The organism is Candidatus Pedobacter colombiensis (genome assembly GCA_029202485.1).
GTDB lineage: Bacteria > Bacteroidota > Bacteroidia > Sphingobacteriales > Sphingobacteriaceae > Pedobacter > Pedobacter colombiensis.
The window spans coordinates 1041042-1062925 of record CP119313.1; the positions used below are offsets into that span (position 1 = coordinate 1041042).

The 21884-nt window shown below is 39.5% G+C and carries 21 protein-coding genes; 12 read left to right on the plus strand and 9 right to left on the minus strand.

Annotated features, from left to right (window positions below; all coding sequences use genetic code 11):
* Positions 1–5 precede the first annotated feature (5 nt).
* Positions 6–722: a bacillithiol biosynthesis deacetylase BshB1 gene (bshB1, locus tag P0Y49_04160; GenBank protein ID WEK20333.1), complete on the plus strand. Its 717-nt coding sequence runs from the start codon at positions 6–8 to the stop codon at positions 720–722.
* Here bshB1 and P0Y49_04165 read toward each other — a convergent pair.
* Together P0Y49_04165 and lat are read right to left on the minus strand one after the other, a co-directional pair.
* Positions 714–1127: a hypothetical protein gene (locus tag P0Y49_04165; GenBank protein WEK20334.1), complete on the minus strand. Its 414-nt coding sequence runs from the start codon at positions 1125–1127 to the stop codon at positions 714–716. The two genes, bshB1 and P0Y49_04165, sit on opposite strands and share 9 nt — an antisense overlap.
* A complete protein-coding gene (lat, locus tag P0Y49_04170; GenBank protein ID WEK20335.1) occupies positions 1127–2458 on the minus strand; it encodes an L-lysine 6-transaminase in 1332 nt (443 codons plus the stop codon). The genes P0Y49_04165 and lat overlap by 1 nt, the downstream gene beginning before the upstream one ends.
* A 738-nt stretch (positions 2459–3196) precedes the next feature.
* Here lat and P0Y49_04175 point away from each other — a divergent pair.
* On the plus strand, positions 3197–4666 hold the full coding sequence (locus tag P0Y49_04175; protein WEK20336.1) for an alpha/beta hydrolase-fold protein: 1470 nt from the start codon (positions 3197–3199) through the stop codon (positions 4664–4666).
* A 169-nt stretch (positions 4667–4835) separates the two neighbouring features.
* On the opposite strand, the gene P0Y49_04180 is transcribed toward P0Y49_04175, so the two are convergent.
* The 3 genes from P0Y49_04180 to P0Y49_04190 all read right to left on the minus strand — a co-directional run bounded on the left by P0Y49_04180 (position 4836) and on the right by P0Y49_04190 (position 7685).
* Positions 4836–5678 (minus strand): hypothetical protein, encoded by an 843-nt coding sequence (locus P0Y49_04180; protein ID WEK20337.1) that lies wholly within the window; start codon positions 5676–5678, stop codon positions 4836–4838.
* A 338-nt stretch (positions 5679–6016) separates the two neighbouring features.
* A complete protein-coding gene (locus tag P0Y49_04185; GenBank protein ID WEK20338.1) occupies positions 6017–7102 on the minus strand; it encodes an alginate lyase family protein in 1086 nt (361 codons plus the stop codon).
* 16 nt (positions 7103–7118) lie between these two features.
* Entirely contained in the window at positions 7119–7685 is a 567-nt protein-coding gene (locus P0Y49_04190; GenBank protein WEK20339.1) for a DUF4256 domain-containing protein, read from the minus strand.
* Between the two features lie 243 nt (positions 7686–7928).
* Between P0Y49_04190 and P0Y49_04195 the strand changes: the two genes are divergently transcribed.
* Genes P0Y49_04195 through P0Y49_04220 form a run of 6 tightly spaced genes read left to right on the plus strand, consistent with a single transcriptional unit; the run spans position 7929 to position 14332 of the window.
* On the plus strand, positions 7929–8831 hold the full coding sequence (locus tag P0Y49_04195; protein WEK20340.1) for an SPFH/Band 7/PHB domain protein: 903 nt from the start codon (positions 7929–7931) through the stop codon (positions 8829–8831).
* Positions 8821–10824 (plus strand): transketolase, encoded by a 2004-nt coding sequence (tkt, locus tag P0Y49_04200; GenBank protein WEK20341.1) that lies wholly within the window; start codon positions 8821–8823, stop codon positions 10822–10824. Before P0Y49_04195 ends, tkt begins: the two co-directional genes overlap by 11 nt.
* 5 nt (positions 10825–10829) lie before the next feature.
* Positions 10830–11441 carry an HAD-IA family hydrolase gene (locus P0Y49_04205; GenBank protein ID WEK20342.1) on the plus strand — a complete coding sequence of 204 codons (612 nt, stop codon included), beginning with the start codon at positions 10830–10832 and terminating at the stop codon, positions 11439–11441.
* Positions 11442–11455: 14 nt separating this feature from the next.
* Positions 11456–12487, plus strand: coding sequence for a fructose-bisphosphate aldolase class I (locus P0Y49_04210; protein ID WEK20343.1), 1032 nt, complete (start codon positions 11456–11458; stop codon positions 12485–12487).
* Positions 12487–13263 (plus strand): HAD-IIB family hydrolase, encoded by a 777-nt coding sequence (locus P0Y49_04215; GenBank protein WEK20344.1) that lies wholly within the window; start codon positions 12487–12489, stop codon positions 13261–13263. The genes P0Y49_04210 and P0Y49_04215 overlap by 1 nt, the downstream gene beginning before the upstream one ends.
* Positions 13250–14332 (plus strand): glycosidase, encoded by a 1083-nt coding sequence (locus P0Y49_04220; protein WEK20345.1) that lies wholly within the window; start codon positions 13250–13252, stop codon positions 14330–14332. The genes P0Y49_04215 and P0Y49_04220 overlap by 14 nt, the downstream gene beginning before the upstream one ends.
* Here P0Y49_04220 and P0Y49_04225 read toward each other — a convergent pair.
* The gene (locus P0Y49_04225; protein WEK20346.1) at positions 14319–15206 is read right to left on the minus strand and encodes a pyridoxal-phosphate dependent enzyme; all 888 of its coding nucleotides are present in this window, start codon (positions 15204–15206) and stop codon (positions 14319–14321) included. The two genes, P0Y49_04220 and P0Y49_04225, sit on opposite strands and share 14 nt — an antisense overlap.
* Before the next feature lie 348 nt (positions 15207–15554).
* On the opposite strand from P0Y49_04225, the gene P0Y49_04230 reads away from it, so the two are divergent.
* From P0Y49_04230 to P0Y49_04240, 3 genes are all read left to right on the plus strand, one after another.
* The gene (locus tag P0Y49_04230) at positions 15555–16586 is read left to right on the plus strand and encodes an RluA family pseudouridine synthase (protein ID WEK20347.1); all 1032 of its coding nucleotides are present in this window, start codon (positions 15555–15557) and stop codon (positions 16584–16586) included.
* A 17-nt stretch (positions 16587–16603) separates the two neighbouring features.
* Entirely contained in the window at positions 16604–17440 is an 837-nt protein-coding gene (locus P0Y49_04235; GenBank protein ID WEK20348.1) for an aminotransferase class IV, read from the plus strand.
* Between the two features lie 464 nt (positions 17441–17904).
* The gene (locus P0Y49_04240) at positions 17905–18543 is read left to right on the plus strand and encodes a DUF6266 family protein (GenBank protein WEK20349.1); all 639 of its coding nucleotides are present in this window, start codon (positions 17905–17907) and stop codon (positions 18541–18543) included.
* Between the two features lie 2 nt (positions 18544–18545).
* On the opposite strand, the gene fmt is transcribed toward P0Y49_04240, so the two are convergent.
* Positions 18546–19454: a methionyl-tRNA formyltransferase gene (fmt, locus tag P0Y49_04245; GenBank protein WEK20350.1), complete on the minus strand. Its 909-nt coding sequence runs from the start codon at positions 19452–19454 to the stop codon at positions 18546–18548.
* Positions 19455–19810: 356 nt separating this feature from the next.
* Between fmt and P0Y49_04250 the strand changes: the two genes are divergently transcribed.
* Positions 19811–20077 (plus strand): hypothetical protein, encoded by a 267-nt coding sequence (locus P0Y49_04250; protein ID WEK20351.1) that lies wholly within the window; start codon positions 19811–19813, stop codon positions 20075–20077.
* Between the two features lie 66 nt (positions 20078–20143).
* Here P0Y49_04250 and P0Y49_04255 read toward each other — a convergent pair whose 3' ends face one another.
* Positions 20144–21418, minus strand: coding sequence for a DUF1343 domain-containing protein (locus P0Y49_04255; GenBank protein ID WEK20352.1), 1275 nt, complete (start codon positions 21416–21418; stop codon positions 20144–20146).
* A gap of 81 nt (positions 21419–21499) precedes the next feature.
* Complete coding sequence (locus P0Y49_04260; protein ID WEK20353.1) at positions 21500–21730, minus strand: hypothetical protein; 231 nt, start codon at positions 21728–21730, stop codon at positions 21500–21502.
* Positions 21731–21884 lie beyond the last annotated feature (154 nt).

The following is a 21884-nucleotide window of genomic DNA, read 5'->3' on the forward strand; positions in this document are numbered from 1 at the left end:
ATAGTATGAAGTTAGATATATTGGTCCTTGCCGTCCATCCGGACGATGCAGAGCTGGGATGCTCTGGAACTATTTTAAAGCATATCGCATTAGGAAAGAAAGTTGGAATTATTGATCTTACAAGAGGGGAGTTAGGAACCCGTGGATCTGCTGAAATGCGTGACCAGGAGGCAGCCGATTCGGCGGTGATTATGGGATTACATGCACGTGAAAACATGAGGTTTAGAGATGGTTTCTTTGAAAATAATGAAGCTCATCAGCTGGAGGTGGTTAAAATGATCCGCAAATACCAGCCGGAGATTGTGTTAACTAATGCGCTACACGATAGACATCCTGATCATGGTCGGGCTTCAGATTTAGCCAATGATGCCTGTTTTTTATCAGGGCTGTCTAAAATAAGCACACAACTTGATGGTGTAGCACAACATGCATGGCGACCAAAATTGATATTCCAGTATATTCAGGACCGCTACATCAAACCTGATGTAATTATTGACATTACACCCTATTTTGAAACTAAAATAGCCGCTATCAAAGCATTTAAAACACAGTTTTTCAATCCTGAACTGGATGAACCTGATACTTATATTTCTTCGCCGGAATTTTTTGAAAGTGTTATTGGCCGCGCCCGGGAATTTGGTAAAGCTGTTGGTGCTACCTATGGAGAAGGCTTTACTTCCCGTAAATTATTGGGGGTAGATAACCTGTTTAACTTAAGGTAGTTTTTTAAAAGGATACTTTTTTATACTGGTATTGCCCATTGCGGTCTTTTCGTAAAGTGCAATACAATATGGATTGTACTGCGGATCAAAGTTGATTTTTCCTGCATAAAGCTTGTCTGGTACCTCAGTGCCTATTAAAAAGAAATATACTTTGGTATTTCCTCCTTTATGATGCGGCATGAAATTACCATATGTCTCTAGCTCGGTAGCCGCTGTATCTTTTACGGTCACCGAAAATACATGTTGAATAGGACCCGTATTATTGTCATTACGGTAATGCGCAACTTCTTTAAAGCCACCTTTCAAATCGTTAACCCCAGGTTGCAAGAATGTGCCCTTAACCATCCATACGATTAAGGCAATAACCAGTATGGATAGTAAAGTGTTTAATTTTATATTGCCCATTATAAAGTCGGTAATATACGGTCCATAATGGCTAAGCCCTCATCAATATGTTTTTTCTCGATACACAGTGCGGGTCTGAAACGAATAGTTTGATTGCCACATCCCAAAAACATCACGTCGTGCTGCATTCCTTTTTGTATAAAGGCATCGCGGGTAGCTTTATCTGCAAAATCAAAAGCACAAAGCAGGCCCCGACCGCGAACATTACTCATAATACTATATTTGGCGGCTAATTGTTGCAAACCTATTTTTAAATAATCGCCAACAATTCTTGCATTTTCACATAGGTTATCTTCGGCAACAATATCCAGAATCTGAGAAGATCTAACCATATCAACCAAATTACCGCCCCATGTAGAGTTGATGCGGGAAGGAACGTTAAATACGTTATGTTCAATCTGATCTACTTTATGTCCTACCAATATCCCACAAACCTGCATTTTCTTGCCAAATGCAAGAATGTCCGGGCGAGCCTTCTCGCTAAAGTGCTGATGGCACCAGAACTTTCCGGTTAGTCCCACACCTGTTTGCACCTCATCATAAATAAGAAAAGCATCATGCTCATCCGCAAGTGCCTTTAGCTGGATTAAAAACTCCTCACGCAGGTGATTGTCACCCCCCTCAGATTGTATGGGTTCAATTATAATTGCACAGATATCATCTTTATTTTCCGCAAAAGCCTGTTTGATCTGGGCAATAGAAATGGCTTCAGTTTCGATGGCTACTTTTAAATTCTCATCCTGTAAAGGGAATTTAACCACAGGTACAGAAACCCTTGGCCAATCGAACTTAGCAAACCACTTGGTTTTATCGGGAAGGGTATTGGTTAAACTTAAGGTATAGCCCGTGCGACCATGAAAGGCTTTTTCAAAATGTAATACTTTAAAACCTCTTTCTTCTTTATATCCTTTGGCAAAATTTTTCTGTACTTTCCAGTCCATTGCTACTTTTATAGCGTTTTCGACTGCTAGTCCGCCACCTGCAATGAAAAAGGCATGAGGCAGATAATCTGGTATACCATGTTTGGAAAAGGTATCAACAAATTGCGCATACTGTTGAGTGTATACATCAGAGTTAGATGGGTTGGCTAAAGCAGCCTGTAAAAGGTTCTTTTTGAAACCTTCATCATTAATCATTTTAGGATGATTATAACCCAAAGGAACTGAAGCAAAACATGTGAAAAAGTCGAGTAGGGTACGTTTGTTTTTAGAGTCGTAAATATAAGCACCTTGACTTTGTTCCATATCGTAGGTTAAATCAAACCCATCAGCCAAAATGTGTTTACTTAGAATTTCATTTACCTTGTCAGGAGCTACAGTTAGTTGATACATAGTATTTGGTTTTGGTATATTCCAAATGTAACGAAAACCGCCAAATTAACAAATACAGGCACTATTTCAAGGGTTTATGCAAAATCTTGGTTTAAACAGTTTAAAGTATGATTTTGTAATAAAATTGGTTTTGGTCTAACAAATGTGGATTAATTTTTTTACGAAATTTTGTCTTCTTCCACTCCTGAAACCGGAAAAATACAGGGATAATTGGATATTCTATCTGATAGATGTTAGGTTTCATGTATTACTTATTTTTTAGAACCATTCTTCAGTTCGGTCTTAATTGCCTTTCCATATCTTAAAAGTGATGATCAAATAAACCAGCGTAATGACTGCCAAATAATAAGAAAAGCCCAGTCCCTATAGAGCGGATAATTCGCCAGGGGTAATTGATTTGATTTTTTGGGGGAGGTGCGGGAATATGCTCTGCAAGAGATAAACCCTCGATCTGTATGCCCGGTTCGGCAGATAACAAACCCAGGATGGGTGCCCTGTTGTTATCTGCATAGCTACATTGAATAACGGATTAAAATTATGCAGTTTGTCTACCATAATTGGCGGTCTGTCTACAATGCTTTATACCTTATTGCGTGTTTGGCAAATTTGCAGATATTAATAATATATGCAATGAAAAAACAATTGGTTCATGTATGCCCTTTCAAGAATAATTACCATATGAATTAATGGTTAATATCCCCATATAATGTTTCCCGTCTTAAAATCCGATTTGTCATTATGAAATATATATTGAAGTTATGCCTCCTGTTTTCTCTCTTCACACTTAGAATACAGGCACAGAATAAAATTCTGGTTAAACTTGCGGAAGATTTAAAAGGCCCTTATACAGGTCGATTAATGGTTTATACACAGGCTGATACCAGCAAACCATTTGGACAGGTACAGGAAGATACCCCAGCTTTTGCCATTACAGTTAAGAATTGGAAAGCAGGCGAAACCCAGACTTTAGACCATGCGTCTTTTTCCTATTTAAAACCATTGGATTCTTTGAAAAGGGGTTTTTATAAACTGGTAGCTATACTGGATACCAATACTAAGGAGCGGGGAAATAATGCACCTGGCAATTTATATACCAGAACGGAAGTGGTAGCTATGTTTGATTATGGCGTGACGGCTTTGCCCACGTTAACCTTGTCTAACGTTTTTCCTGAAAGAATATTTAAACAAAGTGATTTAGTTAAAGAAGTGGTTTTAAAATCTGATCTATTAACAAAATTTAGGGGTGAACCTATTTTTATGAAAGCTGGTGTGGTTTTACCTCCTTCTTACCAAAGCAACTCTGATAAAAAATATCCTGTAGTTTATGTCATACCCGGTTGGGGAGGTACACATCACAATGTCTATAACAAAGGACAGCAAAATGCGTATGGTATAGGCAAGGGTGAAGAAAAAATATATGTCTTTCTAAATCCTGAAACACAAACACCTTATGGTTTACATGCATTTGTTGATTCGAGGGTGAACGGTCCCTGGGGAACAGCTTTGGTTACAGAGCTTATTCCTTATCTCGAAAACCAATTCAGTATAAGTAAATTAACTAAGCATCGTTTAATCACCGGGCAGAGTTCGGGCGGTTATGGGGCCATCTGGCTCGCCCTGCACTTTCCTGATAAATTTGGCGGTTGCTGGGCAACTTCACCGGACCCTGTAGATTTCAGCAGCTTTACCGGCATTGATATCTATAAAGACGACAACTATTTTTATACCCCTCAAAAAAATGAAAGAGGGATTTTCATCATCAACGGTAAAGCTACCTCTACCTTAAAAAAGATGTCCCTAAAAGAACAGCTGGAAGGAGATGGTGGACAAACACAGTCTTTTGAAGCCGAATTTGGTGTGCCGGGAAAAGACAAGAGACCACAACCACTTTTTAACCCCCTAACAGGCAAGATCAATAAAGCAGTTGCCAATTCGTGGAAGCCCTATGATTTGGCGCTTTATGTTCAGCAAAACTGGCATGAAATTAAAAAAGATGCTGGCAACAAAATCAGGATCTATGCCGGAGAAAATGACAATTTTCTTTTGCAAAATTCCGTAATGGCGTTCCGTGATAAAATAAAGCTTGTTAATGCCCATATCCACATTGAAATTGTGAAGGGGGCCAATCATTTTAATACAAGGTTAATTGTCGCTGATACCATACAAAAGGAAATGGATGCAGCAATTACCAGGCATTGTTCAAATTAAGTTCAAGGATGGCCACAAACATATCTTCATCATCATAAGTGGTAAAACAATGGGCATTCTTATAAAGGAGAATAGATCTCACTTCTACATCAGGCATAACCCAGAAAGCATATTTTCAATTTGCTTCATAAATACATAGTCTTTGATTATTAAATTTAACCACAATAAGTTAATATCCATAATGCAACTCGCTGTATTGTGGAGTTGGAAACTCTGATCCGGTAATCTTAATGATCTGTTTCACAAGCTTTTTAGAACTAATAGTAAAATCTGTTTCAACCAGCTTCTCCCGGCTGACCTGACTTCCCCTATAATCTGTAATTTTCAGCCGCCCGGGAAACCTGTGCAGTTTTGATAGCAGTGCTAAAGTACTATTGTTGTAGATAGAGAAAAATTCCCCCATATCAAAATCAATAAAACATATCGGTTCAAAAACTACCTCGTCAGAATATCCTTCAAAGGCTATAACACGTTTATTATTGTTTTTATCAATTACCGTTATTTTTTCAGGGAGTCCATTCGTATTATATGCATAACTGCTCGTATATGACAATATGCTGCCCGCCTCATTCACGGTATAATAATTCAATGATTCAAGTCGACCAGAAACGGAGTTGTCGAATGTAGCTTTGGCATAATTCCGGTAACCTGTCCCAGTTTTTATAGCTTTGATCATGGTGCTAAGCTCTCCGCTGAGCGCATCATACAACAGAAACTTTCCATCAAGTGAGTTTGAAACCTCTGCTTTGGAAAGCCCAAAACGATCATAACTAAATTCAAGCTGAGTGGGAATGCGTACTCCAGAGTAACTGATGCTTTTTACTGTACTGTCTGCATTACGTGTAAAAATTCCAGTTACCCCCAATAATGGCCAGTAAATAGTCTTTACCAATGGTTTTTCAATATCTGCTCCAGATGTAAAAGGCGCAGAAGGTATATTTCCAGACGGCTTTTTACATGCCCACAGCGATAGCAAGACAAAGACAGTGAGCATAACAAATTTTGTTTTCATAATTTTAAATTAGTTGATAAACTGGAGAGATATACATCAGCACCGGTACTAAACAACAACATATATCTGCTCAACGCTAATGTCGTCGACGGAAAACCTTATTCTGTCGACCAAGGTATTTTATTAGCTATGAACCCTTTATTTATTATCTAAGGTTATCAACCGAAAAATAGTGCTATTTGTCGCTTATATCTTATCGTCTTCAATCAGATATTGTATATAAATAACTGTATCAAACGAGATAAGGTCCCATACTTATTAAAACTTAATATTTGAAAAATGGAACAGCAAGAAAGATTCAGATTTCTTTACCTGGCGGTAAAGGAAAACCAATGTTATTACATCATCACCTTATTCAACACCAATTGCCAACTGCTATATTCATTAGTTGTACCTGTAACAGCTTTAATGGTGCTGTTGTATTGCGGATCAAAATAAGCGGCTAAGGCCATTACTTTAAGCCCCGATTTAGGGTTCCATAAATTACCAGCTTTATAGGCACTTTCGCCATTTTGGGCGCGTGCCTGGTCAAATTTAACAGTAGAATTTACATACTCAGCATGAGTTTTTTCGCCGGTTACATAAGGCAACAACCATTCAACAGATTTTTGGATAGAGGACCCGGACGCTGATACTGCACTGTATACGTTAACTCCGGTAGCACGTTTTAAAACAATGGCCAGTCTAAGCAATGGCTCTAAGTCATAAACGTGGTAGTGCAGCGCGTCTCTTAACTTAAAATCAACACCTGAACCATTCGCATACAGGTTTTTCTCCAATTGCTCTTTCAAATGTTCGGCTACATATTTTTTATACCCGGCATGATCAATGGCGTAGGCTATTAATCCGACTATTTTTAGCTGGTGCGACCGCCAGTTGTTATAAGATGTTTCTTTTTTTAATGATTTGCTATGCATTGTTATTGCCGCATTAGCGATTTGATCCAGCCATTTAACTGTTAATGCATTATCCTTTGGCTGTAAATATGTTTTTACCAGGTCGTAAGCTACAATAGCGTCTTCCAGGTTCGTGTCATTAATAGGATTGCCGCGCGACGTGTTGTTTGTTGCCCAGGCAGTTAAATACGAAGCCAGGCTTTCTAAGTAGCTCTTTTTGTGCTCAACACGATAGCAAATGGCAAGCGCGTACATTTTGCCCACATCACGTAAAGCATTAGCTGTAGCAGTTTTTTTTGGATTACCTTTTAATAAACCTTCGCTTTGTATAGTGTCAATAGGCTGTGGAGTTTCATTTATGGCAGCATTAGCAATAGCTTGATAATTGGCGTACATTTGTTTAGCGTGGGTATCAGCACCGATAAGTGCTTTCAGTTTCTGGACCTCGTTATCGTTCAAACTAACATATTGCGCCTTAACACTCACCGTAAATGACAATACTATAGCGAAAAAAAAGATTTTTCTCATTCCTGTGTATAAAATTTTAAACCCTTAGTGAACCGCGGAAGCCCCTGGCTGCATAGTAAGATTCTGCACCATTATGATAAACGAAGACAGTGCCATAACGGTAATCAGCAAAAATGGCCCCTTTCAGTTTTCTAATGTCAGCAGGTGTTTTCAACCAGCTCGAGGTTTTTGTATCGAACTTTCCAAATTGTTGTAACTCCCGATATTGTGCTTCCGTTAAAAGTTCAATACCTATGGCAGCTGCCACATCAATCGCACTATTTTCCGGTTTATATTCCTTCCTGGCCTCCAATGCTTCCCTGTCGTAACAAAGACTTCTGCGGCCCTTAGGACTTTCCGCTGAACAATCAAAGAAAATGTATTCGTCTGCCTTTTTATCATAACCAACAATATCCGGTTCACCGCCAGTGATTTCCATTTCATCAAGAGACCACATTTTTTCAGGATTAGCTTCCAGCTTTGTTTGCACTTTAGCCCACTCAAGACCTTTATGACGGTTCATGTTTTTCTCAAAACGGATTTTTAATATGCTGAGTAGTTCTTCGCGTCGTTCTGCTGGTAACACTTTTTTATCGCTGTTCATAAATTTCTATCTGTCGGCCTGAAATACCAAGATACAAAAGTTAGTATCAGTAACTACGCAAATGTTGCTGTAATTTTTCTGCGGGATATTTTTAGCCCGGGTATCATCTGGTTGGTTATCTAAAACAATTACCCGATTTCCAGTGTTTAAATAATTGATTTTCTATTGATAATCACTCAAACGAATGCTTTTCTGATGCGATTTCATGCTTAGGCAGAACATACAATTTAAATATAAAAGGAAATGGGAACACAAGGTACAATCATCATCATTGCAATAATTATATTATTCTTTATGGGGGTGAAAATAGTCCGGCCAACACATCGCGGACTGATAGAGCGGCTTGGGAAATACATCAGATTTGCACAGCCCGGATTTCATTGGATTATCCCTTTTATAGATAAAATATACATTATAAATACCACCGAGCAAATGGTTGATGCACAACCACAGGAAATTATTACAAATGATAACCTTAACGCAAGTGTAGATGCACAGGTTTACTTCAGGGTAATAGAAACCGAAGAAAGCGTGAAAAGTTCCCAATACAATGTAAACAACTACAAATTGCAAATTGTAAACCTTGCACGTACCACATTGCGTAATATTATAGGAACGCTTACTTTAAGATCGGCAAATAGTGAAAGAGGAAAGATCAATGCCGAATTGCACAATACCCTGCGAAATGAAACTGCAAGCTGGGGGATTATCATTGTACGTACAGAACTAAAAGAAATAGACCCACCTAGAGATGTGCAGGAGACCATGAATAAGGTCGTGAAAGCAGAAAACGAAAAGATCGCAGCTATTGACTATGCTACAGCAACAGAAACTGCTGCAGACGGTGTAAAACGGGCAAAGATAAAAGAAGCAGAGGGGTCAAAGCAGGCAAAAATATTACATGCCGAAGGCGATGCCGAAGCAATTAAGCTGGTTAATGAAGCTGCCAATAAATATTTTGTTGGCAATGCACAATTGTTAAGAAAACTGGAAACTGTGGAGAACTCGCTGCGGTCGAATGCTAAAATTGTAATTCCTACAGGAACTGAACTGGTAAATGTTATTGGCGAAATGGCTGGTGTACTACCCATAAATATGAAGAAAGACACTAGCCGGGAACGTGAAAAACTATCAAATGAAGACTGATTCTATCCAACAATTGGGCATCAATACTGTTCGTGTATTGTCCGCTGATGCTGTACAAAAAGCAAATTCAGGTCATCCGGGAACACCAATGGGACTTGCACCTGTAGGTCATGTTCTGTGGACCGAAAGTATGACCTACAATCCAAAAAATCCCGAATGGGCGAATCGCGACCGTTTTATATTGTCTGCAGGTCATGCTTGTATGTTACAATATAGTTTTCTGTACCTCACCGGTTACGACATTACCCTTGATGATATCAAGTCTTTCAGACAATTACACAGCAAAACTGCCGGACATCCAGAATATGGCTTGTTGGCCGGAATTGAGGTGACTACAGGACCTTTGGGACAAGGTTTTGCCAATGGGATAGGTTTTGCCATTGCTCAAAAACATGTGGCTGCCCGTTACAATAAGCCAGGCTTTGACGTGTTTGATTATAAGATTTACGCCATCTGTAGTGATGGAGATATGATGGAGGGCATCACCTCTGAAGCTGCCTCTACGGCAGGGCACCTCCAGCTGGGCAATATCATTTATTTATATGATGATAACCACATTACCATTGAAGGAAATACGGAGTTGGCCTTTGATGAAGATGTTGCACAACGCTTTGAAGCCTACGGCTGGCATGTGCAGGTATTGGCAGATGGAAATGATATCGCAGCACTTTCTGCGGCCATTAAAAATGCCCAGGCAGAAACTGAGCGCCCTTCATTGATTAAGGTGCGAACCCATATTGGTTATGGTAGTCCGAATAAAGTAGATACCGCTGCTGCGCATGGTTCTCCATTGGGTGAAGGTGAGGTGCGGTTGGTAAAGGAAAACTTTGGGTTTGATCCTGACAAATATTTTGAAGTACCTCCTGAGGTTTTGAATTATTATCGTGAAGCAGGGCGCAGAGGGATTAAAAAAGAGCAGGAATGGAATGAGTTGTACAAACGCTACAAAGAAAAGCATCCTGAGCTGGCACATGAATACGAACTGATAAGCAGCGGTAAATTGCCTGAAGGATGGAAAGAAAAACTACCGGTTTTTAAAGCAGGGGAAGAAAAAATAGCAACCCGTAAAGCATCAGGAAAAGTGCTGAATGCAATTGCAGATGATTTGCCCCATTTAATGGGCGGTTCGGCCGATCTTTCTCCCTCAACAGATACAGATCTGAAAAAATATGATTCATTTTCTGCAGCGAACCACAGCGGTCGTATTTTTCACTTCGGAATTAGAGAACATACAATGGGAGCCATATTAAATGGGATGGCACTCAGTAAATGCATCATTCCCTATGGAGCTACATTTCTGATATTCTCAGATTACATGAGGCCACCTATTCGGTTGGCAGCGATTATGAAAATCCGGCCTGTATTTATTTATACACACGATAGTATAGGTCTGGGGGAGGATGGCACTACTCATCAACCTGTAGAACAGCTGATCGGTTTGAGGTCTGTTCCCAATTTAACTGTGATCCGTCCGGCAGATGCCAATGAAACAGCCAATGCATGGCGTATTGCCCTCGAACATTCCGGTGGTCCGGTTGCATTGATTCTAACCCGACAAGAATTACCGGTGATTGATCAGGAAAAATATACCAGGGCTACAGAACTTGAAAAAGGAGCTTATATACTTTCAGAATCTGAAAAAGAACCACAGATGATATTGATAGGTACGGGTTCGGAGGTTCAATTGTTATTAAATGCACAGCAACAATTGAAAGAGAAAAATATTGCCGCACGGGTGATCAGTATGCCTTCGTGGGAATTGTTCGAAAAACAAGATGAGGTTTATAAAGAAAGGATCTTTCCAAAAACTTTAAGGAAAAGATTGGCAGTAGAAGCAGGATCTCCATTAGGTTGGCATAAGTATGTAACCGATGAAGGTGATGTAATTGGCATCCATAAATTTGGTGAATCTGCTCCGGGCCAGGCGGTATTGAACGAATATGGTTTTACAGTAGAGAATGTTGTGAAAAGAGCATTAGCATTATTCAGGTAGATGATATGGGAACTATAAAAGCTGTTTTTTTTGATGTTGGAGGGGTGTTGTTAAACAATGGCTGGGGACATCAGTCCCGGCAAGAAGCTGCCCGGTTGTTCGGCCTCGATCATTCAGAAATGGAAGTCTTGCATAATTTTATCTTCAATGTTTACGAGATCGGTAAAATCACATTAGATGATTATCTCGATACCGTAATATTTAATCACCCAAGAGATTTTACAAAAGAAGACTTTAAGACATTCATGTTTGCGCAGTCTGAAGAATTGCCGGGATTATTGCAATGGCTCAAAGACTGGAAGCGAACCTGTGGTTTCAGAATCATTTCGCTCAACAACGAAGGTCGGGAACTCAATGATTACCGGATTAAGAAGTTTGGTTTACACGATTGCTTTGATGCTTTTATTTCATCCTGCGAAGTAGGAATGCGTAAGCCGGATCCCGGGATCTTTAAACTCGCGATGGGAATTGCCCAGGTGTCTACAGAAGAATGTGTGTATTTTGATGATCGGATTATGTTGGCACAGGCAGCGCAAAAATTAGGAATCAGAAGTGTTCATCACCAGGATTTCCTGAGCACTAAAAAAATATTGGAGGAGCTTAAATCCTCTGTTTAATTAAACATACCATTATGTACGAATTGGAACTTAAAAATATCGTCCAAAGGCTCATGACGGGCGATAAAGGACTGTTAGCGATGGATGAAAGTCTGGGGACCTGTAACAAAAGGTTTAAAGCACTGGGGATACCTCAAACGGAAGAGTTTAGGAGAAAATACAGGGAATTGATTGTAACTACGCCTCATTTAGAAGAAAGTATAAGTGGTGCTATTCTTTTTGAGGAAACGATTTATCAAAAAACAGAAAAGGGTACTTCATTTCTGGAGATACTGGAACATAAAGGAATTACTCCTGGAATAAAAGTGGATCAGGGGACAGTAGCCTTACCTGCATTCCCCGATGAGAAAATTACAGAAGGACTGGATGGTATGCGTGAACGCTTAGTTACCTATGCTAAGTTGGGTTTACGTTTTGCCAAGTTTCGTGCAGTGATTACCATTGGTGATGGGATACCTACAAAAACTTGTATAAAAGCCAACGCATTTACACTGGGTAAGTACGCCGCGCTTTGTCAGGAAGCCGGAATTGTACCCATTGTAGAGCCAGAGGTGCTTATGGATGGAGACCATACGCTTCAGCAGTGTGCTGAGGTTACCCGGGATGTATTACATGCAGTTTTTAATGAGTTATATCACCAAAGGGTTTTGTTGGAAGGTATGATTTTAAAACCTAACATGATTTTGCCTGGGTTAAACTGTTCTGATCAACGTAATATAGAAGAAATCGCCTCAGAGACCATTACTTCTTTTCTGAAAGTAGTACCTGCAGCGGTGGGAGGTGTTGCATTTTTATCCGGGGGGCAATCTTATCAGCTAGCCTCTGAGCGTTTAAATATGATGCAGCTTAGATACGGACAAATGATGCCATGGCCTTTAACATTCTCTTTTTCACGAGCGATTCAGCAGCCTGCTTTAGAAATCTGGAAAGGTGATGAGAAAAATTTAGAGACAGCGCAGAAAATGCTTCGTCTTAGAGCAGCCTGCAATAGCGCGGCCCGCAGGGCCGAATATAGCTCAACCATGGAAGTGAAAATCAACAGGTAATGAAGCAGCTTATCATATTTGATCTCGATGGCACTTTGGCAGAAAGTAAGGCCGCGCTGGAACCCGAAATGGCTAAACTTTTAGGTTCACTGCTTCATGTAGCCAAAGTAGCCATTATATCTGGTGGCGCCTGGCCGCAATTCCAAAAGCAAGTATTATCTCGCTTGTCCACAGATGCAAACTTGAGTAACCTGTCAATTTTACCCACCTGCGGTACTAAATATTATCAGTACGATTTGGATTGGAAACAATTGTATGCCGAAAACTTTACGACTGATGAAAAAAACAAAATCATCACTAACCTTAATGCTGCAGTAAAAAATGCTGTATTTGCTACAGCTCAAATCTGGGGCGAGCAGATTGAGGATCGGGGCAGTCAGATTACCTTTTCGGCCCTGGGTCAGCAAGCACCACTTGACGCCAAGAAAAACTGGGACCCCGATTTTGCCAGGCGGAAAATAATAAAAGCAGAATTGGATAAGACTCTCCCGGAATTTTCTGTGCAAATGGGTGGTGCAACTTCTATTGACATTACCAAGCCCGGTATTGATAAAGCTTACGGAATTCATAAACTGCGTCAAATACTTAAGATCCCAATTGAGGATATGATATTTATAGGAGATGCGCTTTTTGAAGGGGGGAACGATCATCCTGCCCGAACAACGGGAGTTGTTTGTATACAAGTAAGGGATCCCAGGGAGACGGAAAGTGTTATAGAAGCCATTATTGCCTGTTTAGATATAAATCCTAAAGATACCTGGCATGAATCCATTTAAGCTACAACGTATTGGAACGATCATGACTCCTGAACCGGGCAATGAACTGGAAGTTGAAGGAGTACTGAACCCTGCGGCCGCAAGAGGACCTGATGGGGCGCTTTATTTATTTCCGAGACTGGTAGCTAAAAATAATTATTCCCGCATAGGCATTGTCCGTGTTCGTTTTAATGAGCACGGTGATCCTGTTGGTGTAGAGCGTCTGGGCATTGCGCTAGAACCTGAGGCTGATTATGAGAAGCGCCCAAATGGGGGCGGGGGCTGCGAAGATCCCCGGATTACTTTTGTCGAATCCTCAAAGGTTTATGTGATGACCTATACTGCATTTTCATCAGCAGGACCACGTATTGCGCTGGCTTATTCAAGAGATTTGATGCATTGGGAACGATTGGGGCTTGCCACATTTGCCCCCTATGAACACATAGAGTTCAATAACATCAATAATAAAGATGCCTGTGTATTTCCCGAACCTGTTATAAGTCGTACCGGCCATCCGTCCTTCGCTATGCTTCATCGGCCATTGTTTCCGGGTACTGATCCTGAGGATATTATGAAGCGTCCGTTTGACCGGGATATTAGAGAACATCATGAATGTATCTGGATATCCTATTGCCATATCAGGTCAAGAAAATATAAATACAGATATTTACCTAAATTTATGTCTAACCACCCGCTGGCTATACCGCAAGCTAATTGGGAAAATTTAAAAATAGGCGCCGGAACCCCTCCGGTAATGACCAAACATGGTTGGATGATGGTATATCATGGGGTAAGTGAAGCTGAGCTATCCATAAGTGGTAATCGACAACTATGTTATTCTGCAGGTGTAATGATACTGGATAAAGAACAGCCAACTAAAGTTTTATATCGATCGCCAGAGCCGGTATTGTCGCCAGATGTTCCCGAAGAGCAAGTCGGTATGATCTCTAATGTTGTATTTCCTACAGGGATAGATAGAAGGGATGATCTGGGTACCCCTAACCGTTTTGATGTGTATTATGGTATGGCCGATGACAGGATCGGTGTAGCTCGTTTAGATCTGCCAGATGAGCTCGTTAATCCTGCATAAATTTATCTTTCATTCCCATTAAGCCAAGTAAACCTCCGGTATGCAAAGCCACGATTTTGTCGGTAGGCTTAAAGTACGCACTGGCATGTAAATGCCCAATCGCATAAAACATTTTTGCCGTATAGACAGGGTCTATCAGTACACCTTCTGCTGAGGTAAAGTTTTTTATAAAATCAATTAAATCGGGAGTTGTTTTGGCGTAGCCACCAAAGTGATAATTGGTATGTAATACCAATTGATCTGTGCGATCTGTATATTTTAAAATTTCATCGGCAATAAAATCGCCGCCCTTTAAAACAGGTACAACATGTAGTTTTGTCTTTAATCCTAGTTGGTGTATGCCGGTTAACAAGCCGGCAGCAGTAGTCCCGGTTCCTGCCGCACAAAATAAATGATCAATATCTGTTGGTAATTCAGCTATAATTTCGGCGCAACCTTTAACGCCTTCAGGGCTGGCACCACCTTCATCAATAAAAAAAGCGTTTTGATCCCCACCAAATTGAGTTTCAAATAATGATGTTTTGTCTTTATAGCTTAACCTGTCAGTAAAAATCAGGTTCATGCCAAATAGTCTGCATAACATCAACATTTCGTTGTGCATACAAGCCATAGCATCCCCACGCACAAAAGCTGTACTTTTTAAACCACTTCTTGAGCAGGCAGCAGCAGTTGCAACTAAATGATTAGAATAAGCACCTCCAAAAGTCACCAGATGACTTTTTTTTTGCTCATTAGCAGACGCGAGAATGTATTTTAGCTTACGCCATTTGTTGCCTGATATAAAAGGATCAATTAAATCATCCCTTTTTACCAGAACCTGATGCCCTGAAAAATCTTTTAACTGTTGAAGTGGACTAGCCGTATCTATAAACATTGCTGCAAATATAGACGCCTTTGCTTAGGTATTATTGTTTGAAATAAATCTTTTTGAGGAGGTATGGAAAGAAATTTAAAATGATTTTAACATTTTGTGTAAAGTTTTTCATAGTTGTAGGTTTCTCTTTTTATTAATTATGAAACTGTTGTGCTCTTTATACATCGTATATCGAGTGGTTTGTAACTGTTTCATAAGGTGTTTTATTAGATCTGATACATAACTTAACAAAAAGCAGACCAATTTCTTTTTAAATATGTAATAGTTAAAGATTAGTTTTGCAGCATGGAACCTGCAAAGCTGAAAATGCAGCAAGTTCCATTACCAATGAGCAGTAATAGAAATTAAATGGAAAACAGTTATACCGGGCCGGAACCAGAAGAGCAGGATTTATACGAGCATTTTAACATAGTTGTTGATAAAGGGCAGTCTTTGCTACGCATAGATAAATTTTTGATGCACCGTATGGAGAATGCATCTCGTAACCGTATCCAAAATGCTATAGATGCCGGAAATGTCCTGGTTAATCAGAAAACGGTTAAACCCAGCTATAAGGTAAAACCGGCAGATGAGATTTCGATTGTATTTCCACATCCACCACGTGATACTGAAGTTTATCCGGAGGATATTCCGTTGGATATTGTATATGAAGATGAAGACTTGCTGGTGGTAAATAAAGTTGCCGGCATGGTGGTACATCCAGGATTTAACAATTATACCGGGACACTGGTCAATGCGCTTGCTTTTCATTTTGAACAGCTTCCGCAATTGCCAGGTAACGAAGGTAGACCGGGTTTGGTGCACCGTATCGATAAGGATACTTCGGGATTGTTATTGATTAGCAAGAACGAGATGACCATGACCAAACTGGCTAAACAGTTTTTTGATCATACCATTACCCGCAAGTATGTGGCCCTGGCTTGGGGAGATATAGAACAAGATGGTACGGTTAAGGGTTATATAGGGAGAAGCGCAAAAAACAGAATTGTAATGGATGTATATGACGATGAAGAAAAAGGTAAGTGGTCTGTAACACATTATAAGGTATTAGAGCGTTTAGGTTATGTAACTTTAATTAGCTGTCAGCTGGAAACTGGCCGTACACATCAAATCAGAGCGCATATGCAGCACATTGGGCACCCTTTATTTAACGATGCCAACTATGGCGGGGATAAAATTTTAAAAGGTACTACCTTTACTAAATATAAACAATTTGTACAAAATTGCTTCGATATTATGCCACGTCAGGCACTTCATGCACAAACTTTAGGATTTATTCATCCGGGGACTAAAAAATATATGGAATTTGAAGCACCTTTGCCTTCCGATTTCGATTCGGCATTGAATAAGTGGAGAAATTACATTGTACAACCTACCTAATGCGCTGGCACAGATAAATGCAAGAATACATATTACATAATGATGAGTTTGTAGCCATCAATCACCCAATATTCACGGCTGGTAACCGTGGATTTAAATATGGCGACGGACTCTTTGAGACGATGCGCATGTGCAATGGCAAGCTTAAATTTGCCGAGTTACATGCGGATAGATTACGAGCAGGGATGTTGGCCCTGAAAATGGACGGCAGTGCCTTGCTTGATGAATATTTTTTGAAGCAAAAAACTGCAGAGCTTTGCAAAAAAAACAAATTAAAAGATAATGTCCGTTTCAGGCTTTCGGTTTACCGGGCCGGTGATGGGCTCTATACACCAAATGTTAACAAATCTGGTTATGTTTTAGAGGCTTCAGCACTTGAAGAAGATGACTACGAGTTGAATAAAAAGGGGCTGATCATTGATGTTTTTGATGAATTGACCAAGCCCGTAAATAGCCTTTCTAATTATAAAACCAGCAATTCTTTGCTATATGTAATGGCCGGGCTGTATAAAAAACAGCAGCGCCTTGATGATGCCTTCATTTTAAATCAGCATGGTTTTTTATGCGAAAGTATCAGTTCTAATATTTTTGTGGTTTACGATAAAAAGATCTACACTCCGGCATTGTCTGAGGGCTGTGTGGCTGGCGTAATGCGTAATGTGGTGATGAGCATGGCTAAAGCACACGATATTCCTGTAATAGAGGCGCAGATTAACCCTGAAATATTAAAAGCTGCGGAAGAGGTATTCATTACCAATGCCATTAGTGGTATCCGTTGGGTTATGGGCTATGGCCGTAAACGTTACTTTAATGAGATGACTAAATTGCTAAGTGTAAAGCTGAACAGCTTTTAATCTAAAATCTATATCATATCACTACCTTTTTTGAAATAAAATCATTTTTTTTAAATAAAATTATTATGCCCTGAGGGGCTAATGGATTGGGTTTTCTATGCTTTTTAGATGGAATGTACCGTACTATTAGGGACTGGCGCCTGATCTTTTATTTTTTTACTTTAGATCATATTTAAAACAAGCTCATTAATGAGATATGATACAAAGGAAAAACAAAATTATTAAAGGGATTTTGGGCGCTGAAAAGTAGCCGTTAACACGCTATGGTTCTGGGGGCCTTGACGGGGCCTTGCTGGGGTGTTGCTGGGGCCTTGCCGGGGCTGCAGCCTGCCGAATGGCGCAGTGTGGCCGTCTCAGGTTCTCCCCATTTATCTTATTTTTTTCTGCTATTGAGATCTTTTGTTTGGGTAGTGTTTTTTATAAAACAGTTAGCTGAAATGTAAAACAATCAAAAACGATGTATTATGGCAATTTTAAAAAATGGCATCATGGGAGGAGTAAAGGGTAAATTAGGAAACCTGGTGGGGTACATTCTGAATGATCAAGAAGTCCTTAGGACAATTGGAATAAATGATAAGCCTTTAACAAACAAGCAGCTGAATAATAAGCTGCAAATGAAAGTGATCATGGAGTTTTTGAGATCTATGGATAGTTTGCTGGAAACCGGGTTTAATCCTAAAGCTGCAGGAACTAAGAAAAACTACCACAACCTGGCTGTATCCTATAATAAACCTCATGCCCTTAAAGGATTTTATCCGGATGTGGAGGTTGATTATCCCAAAGTTGTCATTAGCATCGGGGATTTGCCTCAGCCAATAAATCCTACCGTCGAATTTGTAACGGAAGGATTAAAGTTTAGTTGGGATGGTGCCGGGATTTCATGGCCTTACAGTATTGATCAGGTCATGCTATTAGCTTATGCACCAGAAAGTAAAACGTGTGCCTTTAAAAACAGCGGAGCGCGGAGAATGAAGGGGTATGATATCCTTGAAATTACACCGCAGATGCATTATGAACCGCTTGAGGTGTATATTTCTTTTGTCTCTGATGATAGAAAAAGAGCTGCGAATAGTTTGTACCTGGGACGGATAATGAACTTATAAGTTTACAATCGCATACCTCTTAAAAACTCATCAACTTGCATGCGCTTTTTACCCTCATATTGTAAGTCTGTAAACTTAATATAGCCGTCTTTGGCTGCAAATTTCAGATAAGTTTTACCATCAGATAAAAAGGCACCCGCTTCAATTTCTGGTTGTACTTGTTCTAACTCAGCTTTAAAAACTTTAAGGGTTTTATCCTGGAGACGGGTAAAAGCGGTAGGGTATGGACTTAATCCGCGGATCAGGTTATAGATTTTAACTGTGGGCTGATTCCAGTCTATCAGACAATGCTCTTTAAATATTTTTGGAGCATGTTTAAGTTCATTGCTTTGTGGTTGAGGTTGTTCTTTGTAATCATCTGCTTCAATAGCTTGTACCGTTTTTACCAGTAGCCCGGCGCCAACATTCATTAACTTGTCATGCAGATCTCCCGCTGTGTCATCATCGGCAATATTTACTTTTTCAGAAAAAATGACATCCCCTGTGTCTATCTCATGTTTTAGGAAAAAGGTAGTTACACCACTTTCCTTTTCGCCATTAATGATGGCATGGTTGATTGGAGCTGCACCACGGTATTGAGGTAATAATGAGGCATGTAGGTTTATGGTTCCCTTGGCTGGCATATTCCACACCATTTCAGGTAGCATTCTGAAAGCCACTACTACTTGTAAGTCGGCATTTAAAGCTTTCAGTTCTTCAATAAATACAGGATCTTTTAGTTTTAAGGGCTGCAATACTTTTAGTCCGTTTGCAACTGCATATTGTTTAACTGCACTTTCATGAATTTTTTGACCACGACCAGCAGGCTTATCGGCTGCGGTAACCACACCCACTACATCAAATCCAGCTTGTACCAAAGCATTTAAAGAAGCGACAGCAAAATCGGGCGTACCCATAAAAACTAATTTCATCTTTTTGATTGTTTTAATGGTGACAAAATAACTAAAAATTTTATGGGTTTTTACCATTCTGTCGCAATTGAGGTCGAAATGGGGGATAATAGATTGGTAAATAGTATGAATAAGGTATTGTTTATTTAAAACTAAATTATAACATTTGTATTGACCGTTGTTTATCGTTAAAATAATGATCATTAATTAGCGACTTTTCATGACCAAATGTTTTTCTTTAATGTTGCCGCTGTGCACATTAGTCTCTTATTCTTTTCCCTTATTTATCAGTAATACTGATAGAAATGTAATGTCAACAGGTTTGTTGTTGAAGTTAACTATTGAGAAATAACTTAAATATAATTATACACACAAAAATGAAAAAACACACAAGTATTGTTGCAATGGCATTAGTCGTTTGCATTTTATCCAGCTGCGCTACCGTATTTGGAGGTAAAGTAACCACAGCTCAGCGTACACCACCAAGAGAAGGAGAGCCTTCCCGTGCCATTAGGCCGGTAGCATTAATTGCAGATATTATCTTGTTTTGGCCGGGTGCTATTGTGGATTTTGCAACAGGTGCAATTTATAAACCTGAACGGAAAATTGTTGCTGAAGATAAAAAGTTAGCTGAAGCCAAATAAAGGCTGATTTAAAACTAAAAGGGCCCTGCAATAGAATTTTGCAGGGCCCTTTTAGTTTAAAGATACTTAAGGATACAATAAATACTTTTTGCGCATCTTTTTATACTGATTGAGTCCCGGTTCCCAGCTGGCCCTAATTTCTTGTTCTGATTTTCCAGCAATGATTTGCTTCCTGAAATCAGCAACACCAATAAGTCTTTCAATGGTACCCATTTCTTTACTCAAGCTAGAGTTAAAAAAGTCAGCTTTGTTTGGTGAAGCATTATACAGTTCTATCATCCAGCTCAGGTTGAGCTGTTTGGTTTCCCTGAAAATGTTGGTGTCATAATTTCTAAGGTCTAAACCATAACAAACCTGGTTCATAAACAACGGGCTTTCCGACATTCCTTTAAGGCTTACGGGGGTAAAAGAAAATTCGTATTTACCTTTTAATGCCGGGGCACCTACAATAGTAAATGGAAACTGTGTGCCTCTGCCATAGTTTAAATATGTTCCTTCGAATAGACAAGTGCTTGGGTACAACAAAATAGATTGTGGTGTATTTAAATTTGGTGAAGGGTTAACAGGTAGTTCATACGGTGTATCGTGGGTATAATTAGCCACTTTAATGATTTTAATTTTGCATTTCAACTTATTGTCCAACCAGTTCTCCCCATTCAACATTTGAGCATATTCAGCAACAGTTAATCCATGTACTGCCGGGATAGGTTTTAACCCTATACCCGATTTAAATTGTGGGTCAAGTATAGGCCCATCAATATAAAAACCGTTAGGATTGGGTCTGTCCAATATCAAAACTTCTTTTTTATTGGCAGCACAGGCTTCCATTACGTGTTGTAAGGTATTGATGTATGTATAAAAACGCACACCGACATCCTGTATGTCAAATACCATAACATCCACATCTGCCAATTCCGCATTGGTAGGGGTGGAGTGCTTTCCATATAACGAAATGGCCTTTATCCCTGTTTTAGTGTCGATCTCATCATCAACATGTGTCCCATTACTGGCGTTTCCTCTAAAACCATGTTCTGGTCCAAATATTTTAACAATGTTTATGCCCAGCTTCAGTAAACTGTCTACTGTAGTTTCTTTGCCTATAATCGATGTTGGATTAACCACCATGCCTACACGTTTGCCTTTTAAGTAAGGTACATACAGCTCTGTTTGTTCGGCACCTGTAAGTAACTTCCCATTTTTAGGCTTATCAATTTCTTCTGCTTTTACTTTGTACGGATTAGGAACAGCCGGATTAAAAGCAACGGTAGTTGACGAGCTGCAAGCTTGAAGCAGGAAAGATAATAAGACTGCGTTGAGGAGGCGGGTTAAGGATTGTGTCATTTAAAAACCTTTTTTGTTAATATCTACAACGCTAAAGGTAATAAAAAATGGTAAATCAGTCACACCATAAAAGCGAAGGGATTACCGTTTTCGCTTTCTTCCATTTCCAGTTTTATCACCGCCACTTCCTTTATCATCAGCTAAATCTGGTGCATTATGCACGGATAGAATTGATTCAATGGTTTCTCTATTTGTCTCATAATCACTCGCAATTTTTTGCCAGTGCATCAAATCATCTTGCAGTTTTTTAATGTGATTTTGGATAGATTTTACTTTGCTATCAATCTTTTTTTCAATAGTTGACTTTGCCATAATTGTTTTGTTTTTAGATATAAACCTCAAACTGGTCAGATTGTTTGGAGGAGACCATCTAAGTGAAGGATATGAGCAATTAATAAATACTAAACTAGTCTCATAATCTAAATTTTATTAAAATCTTAATTTAAAAAAATGCACTTTTACAGCA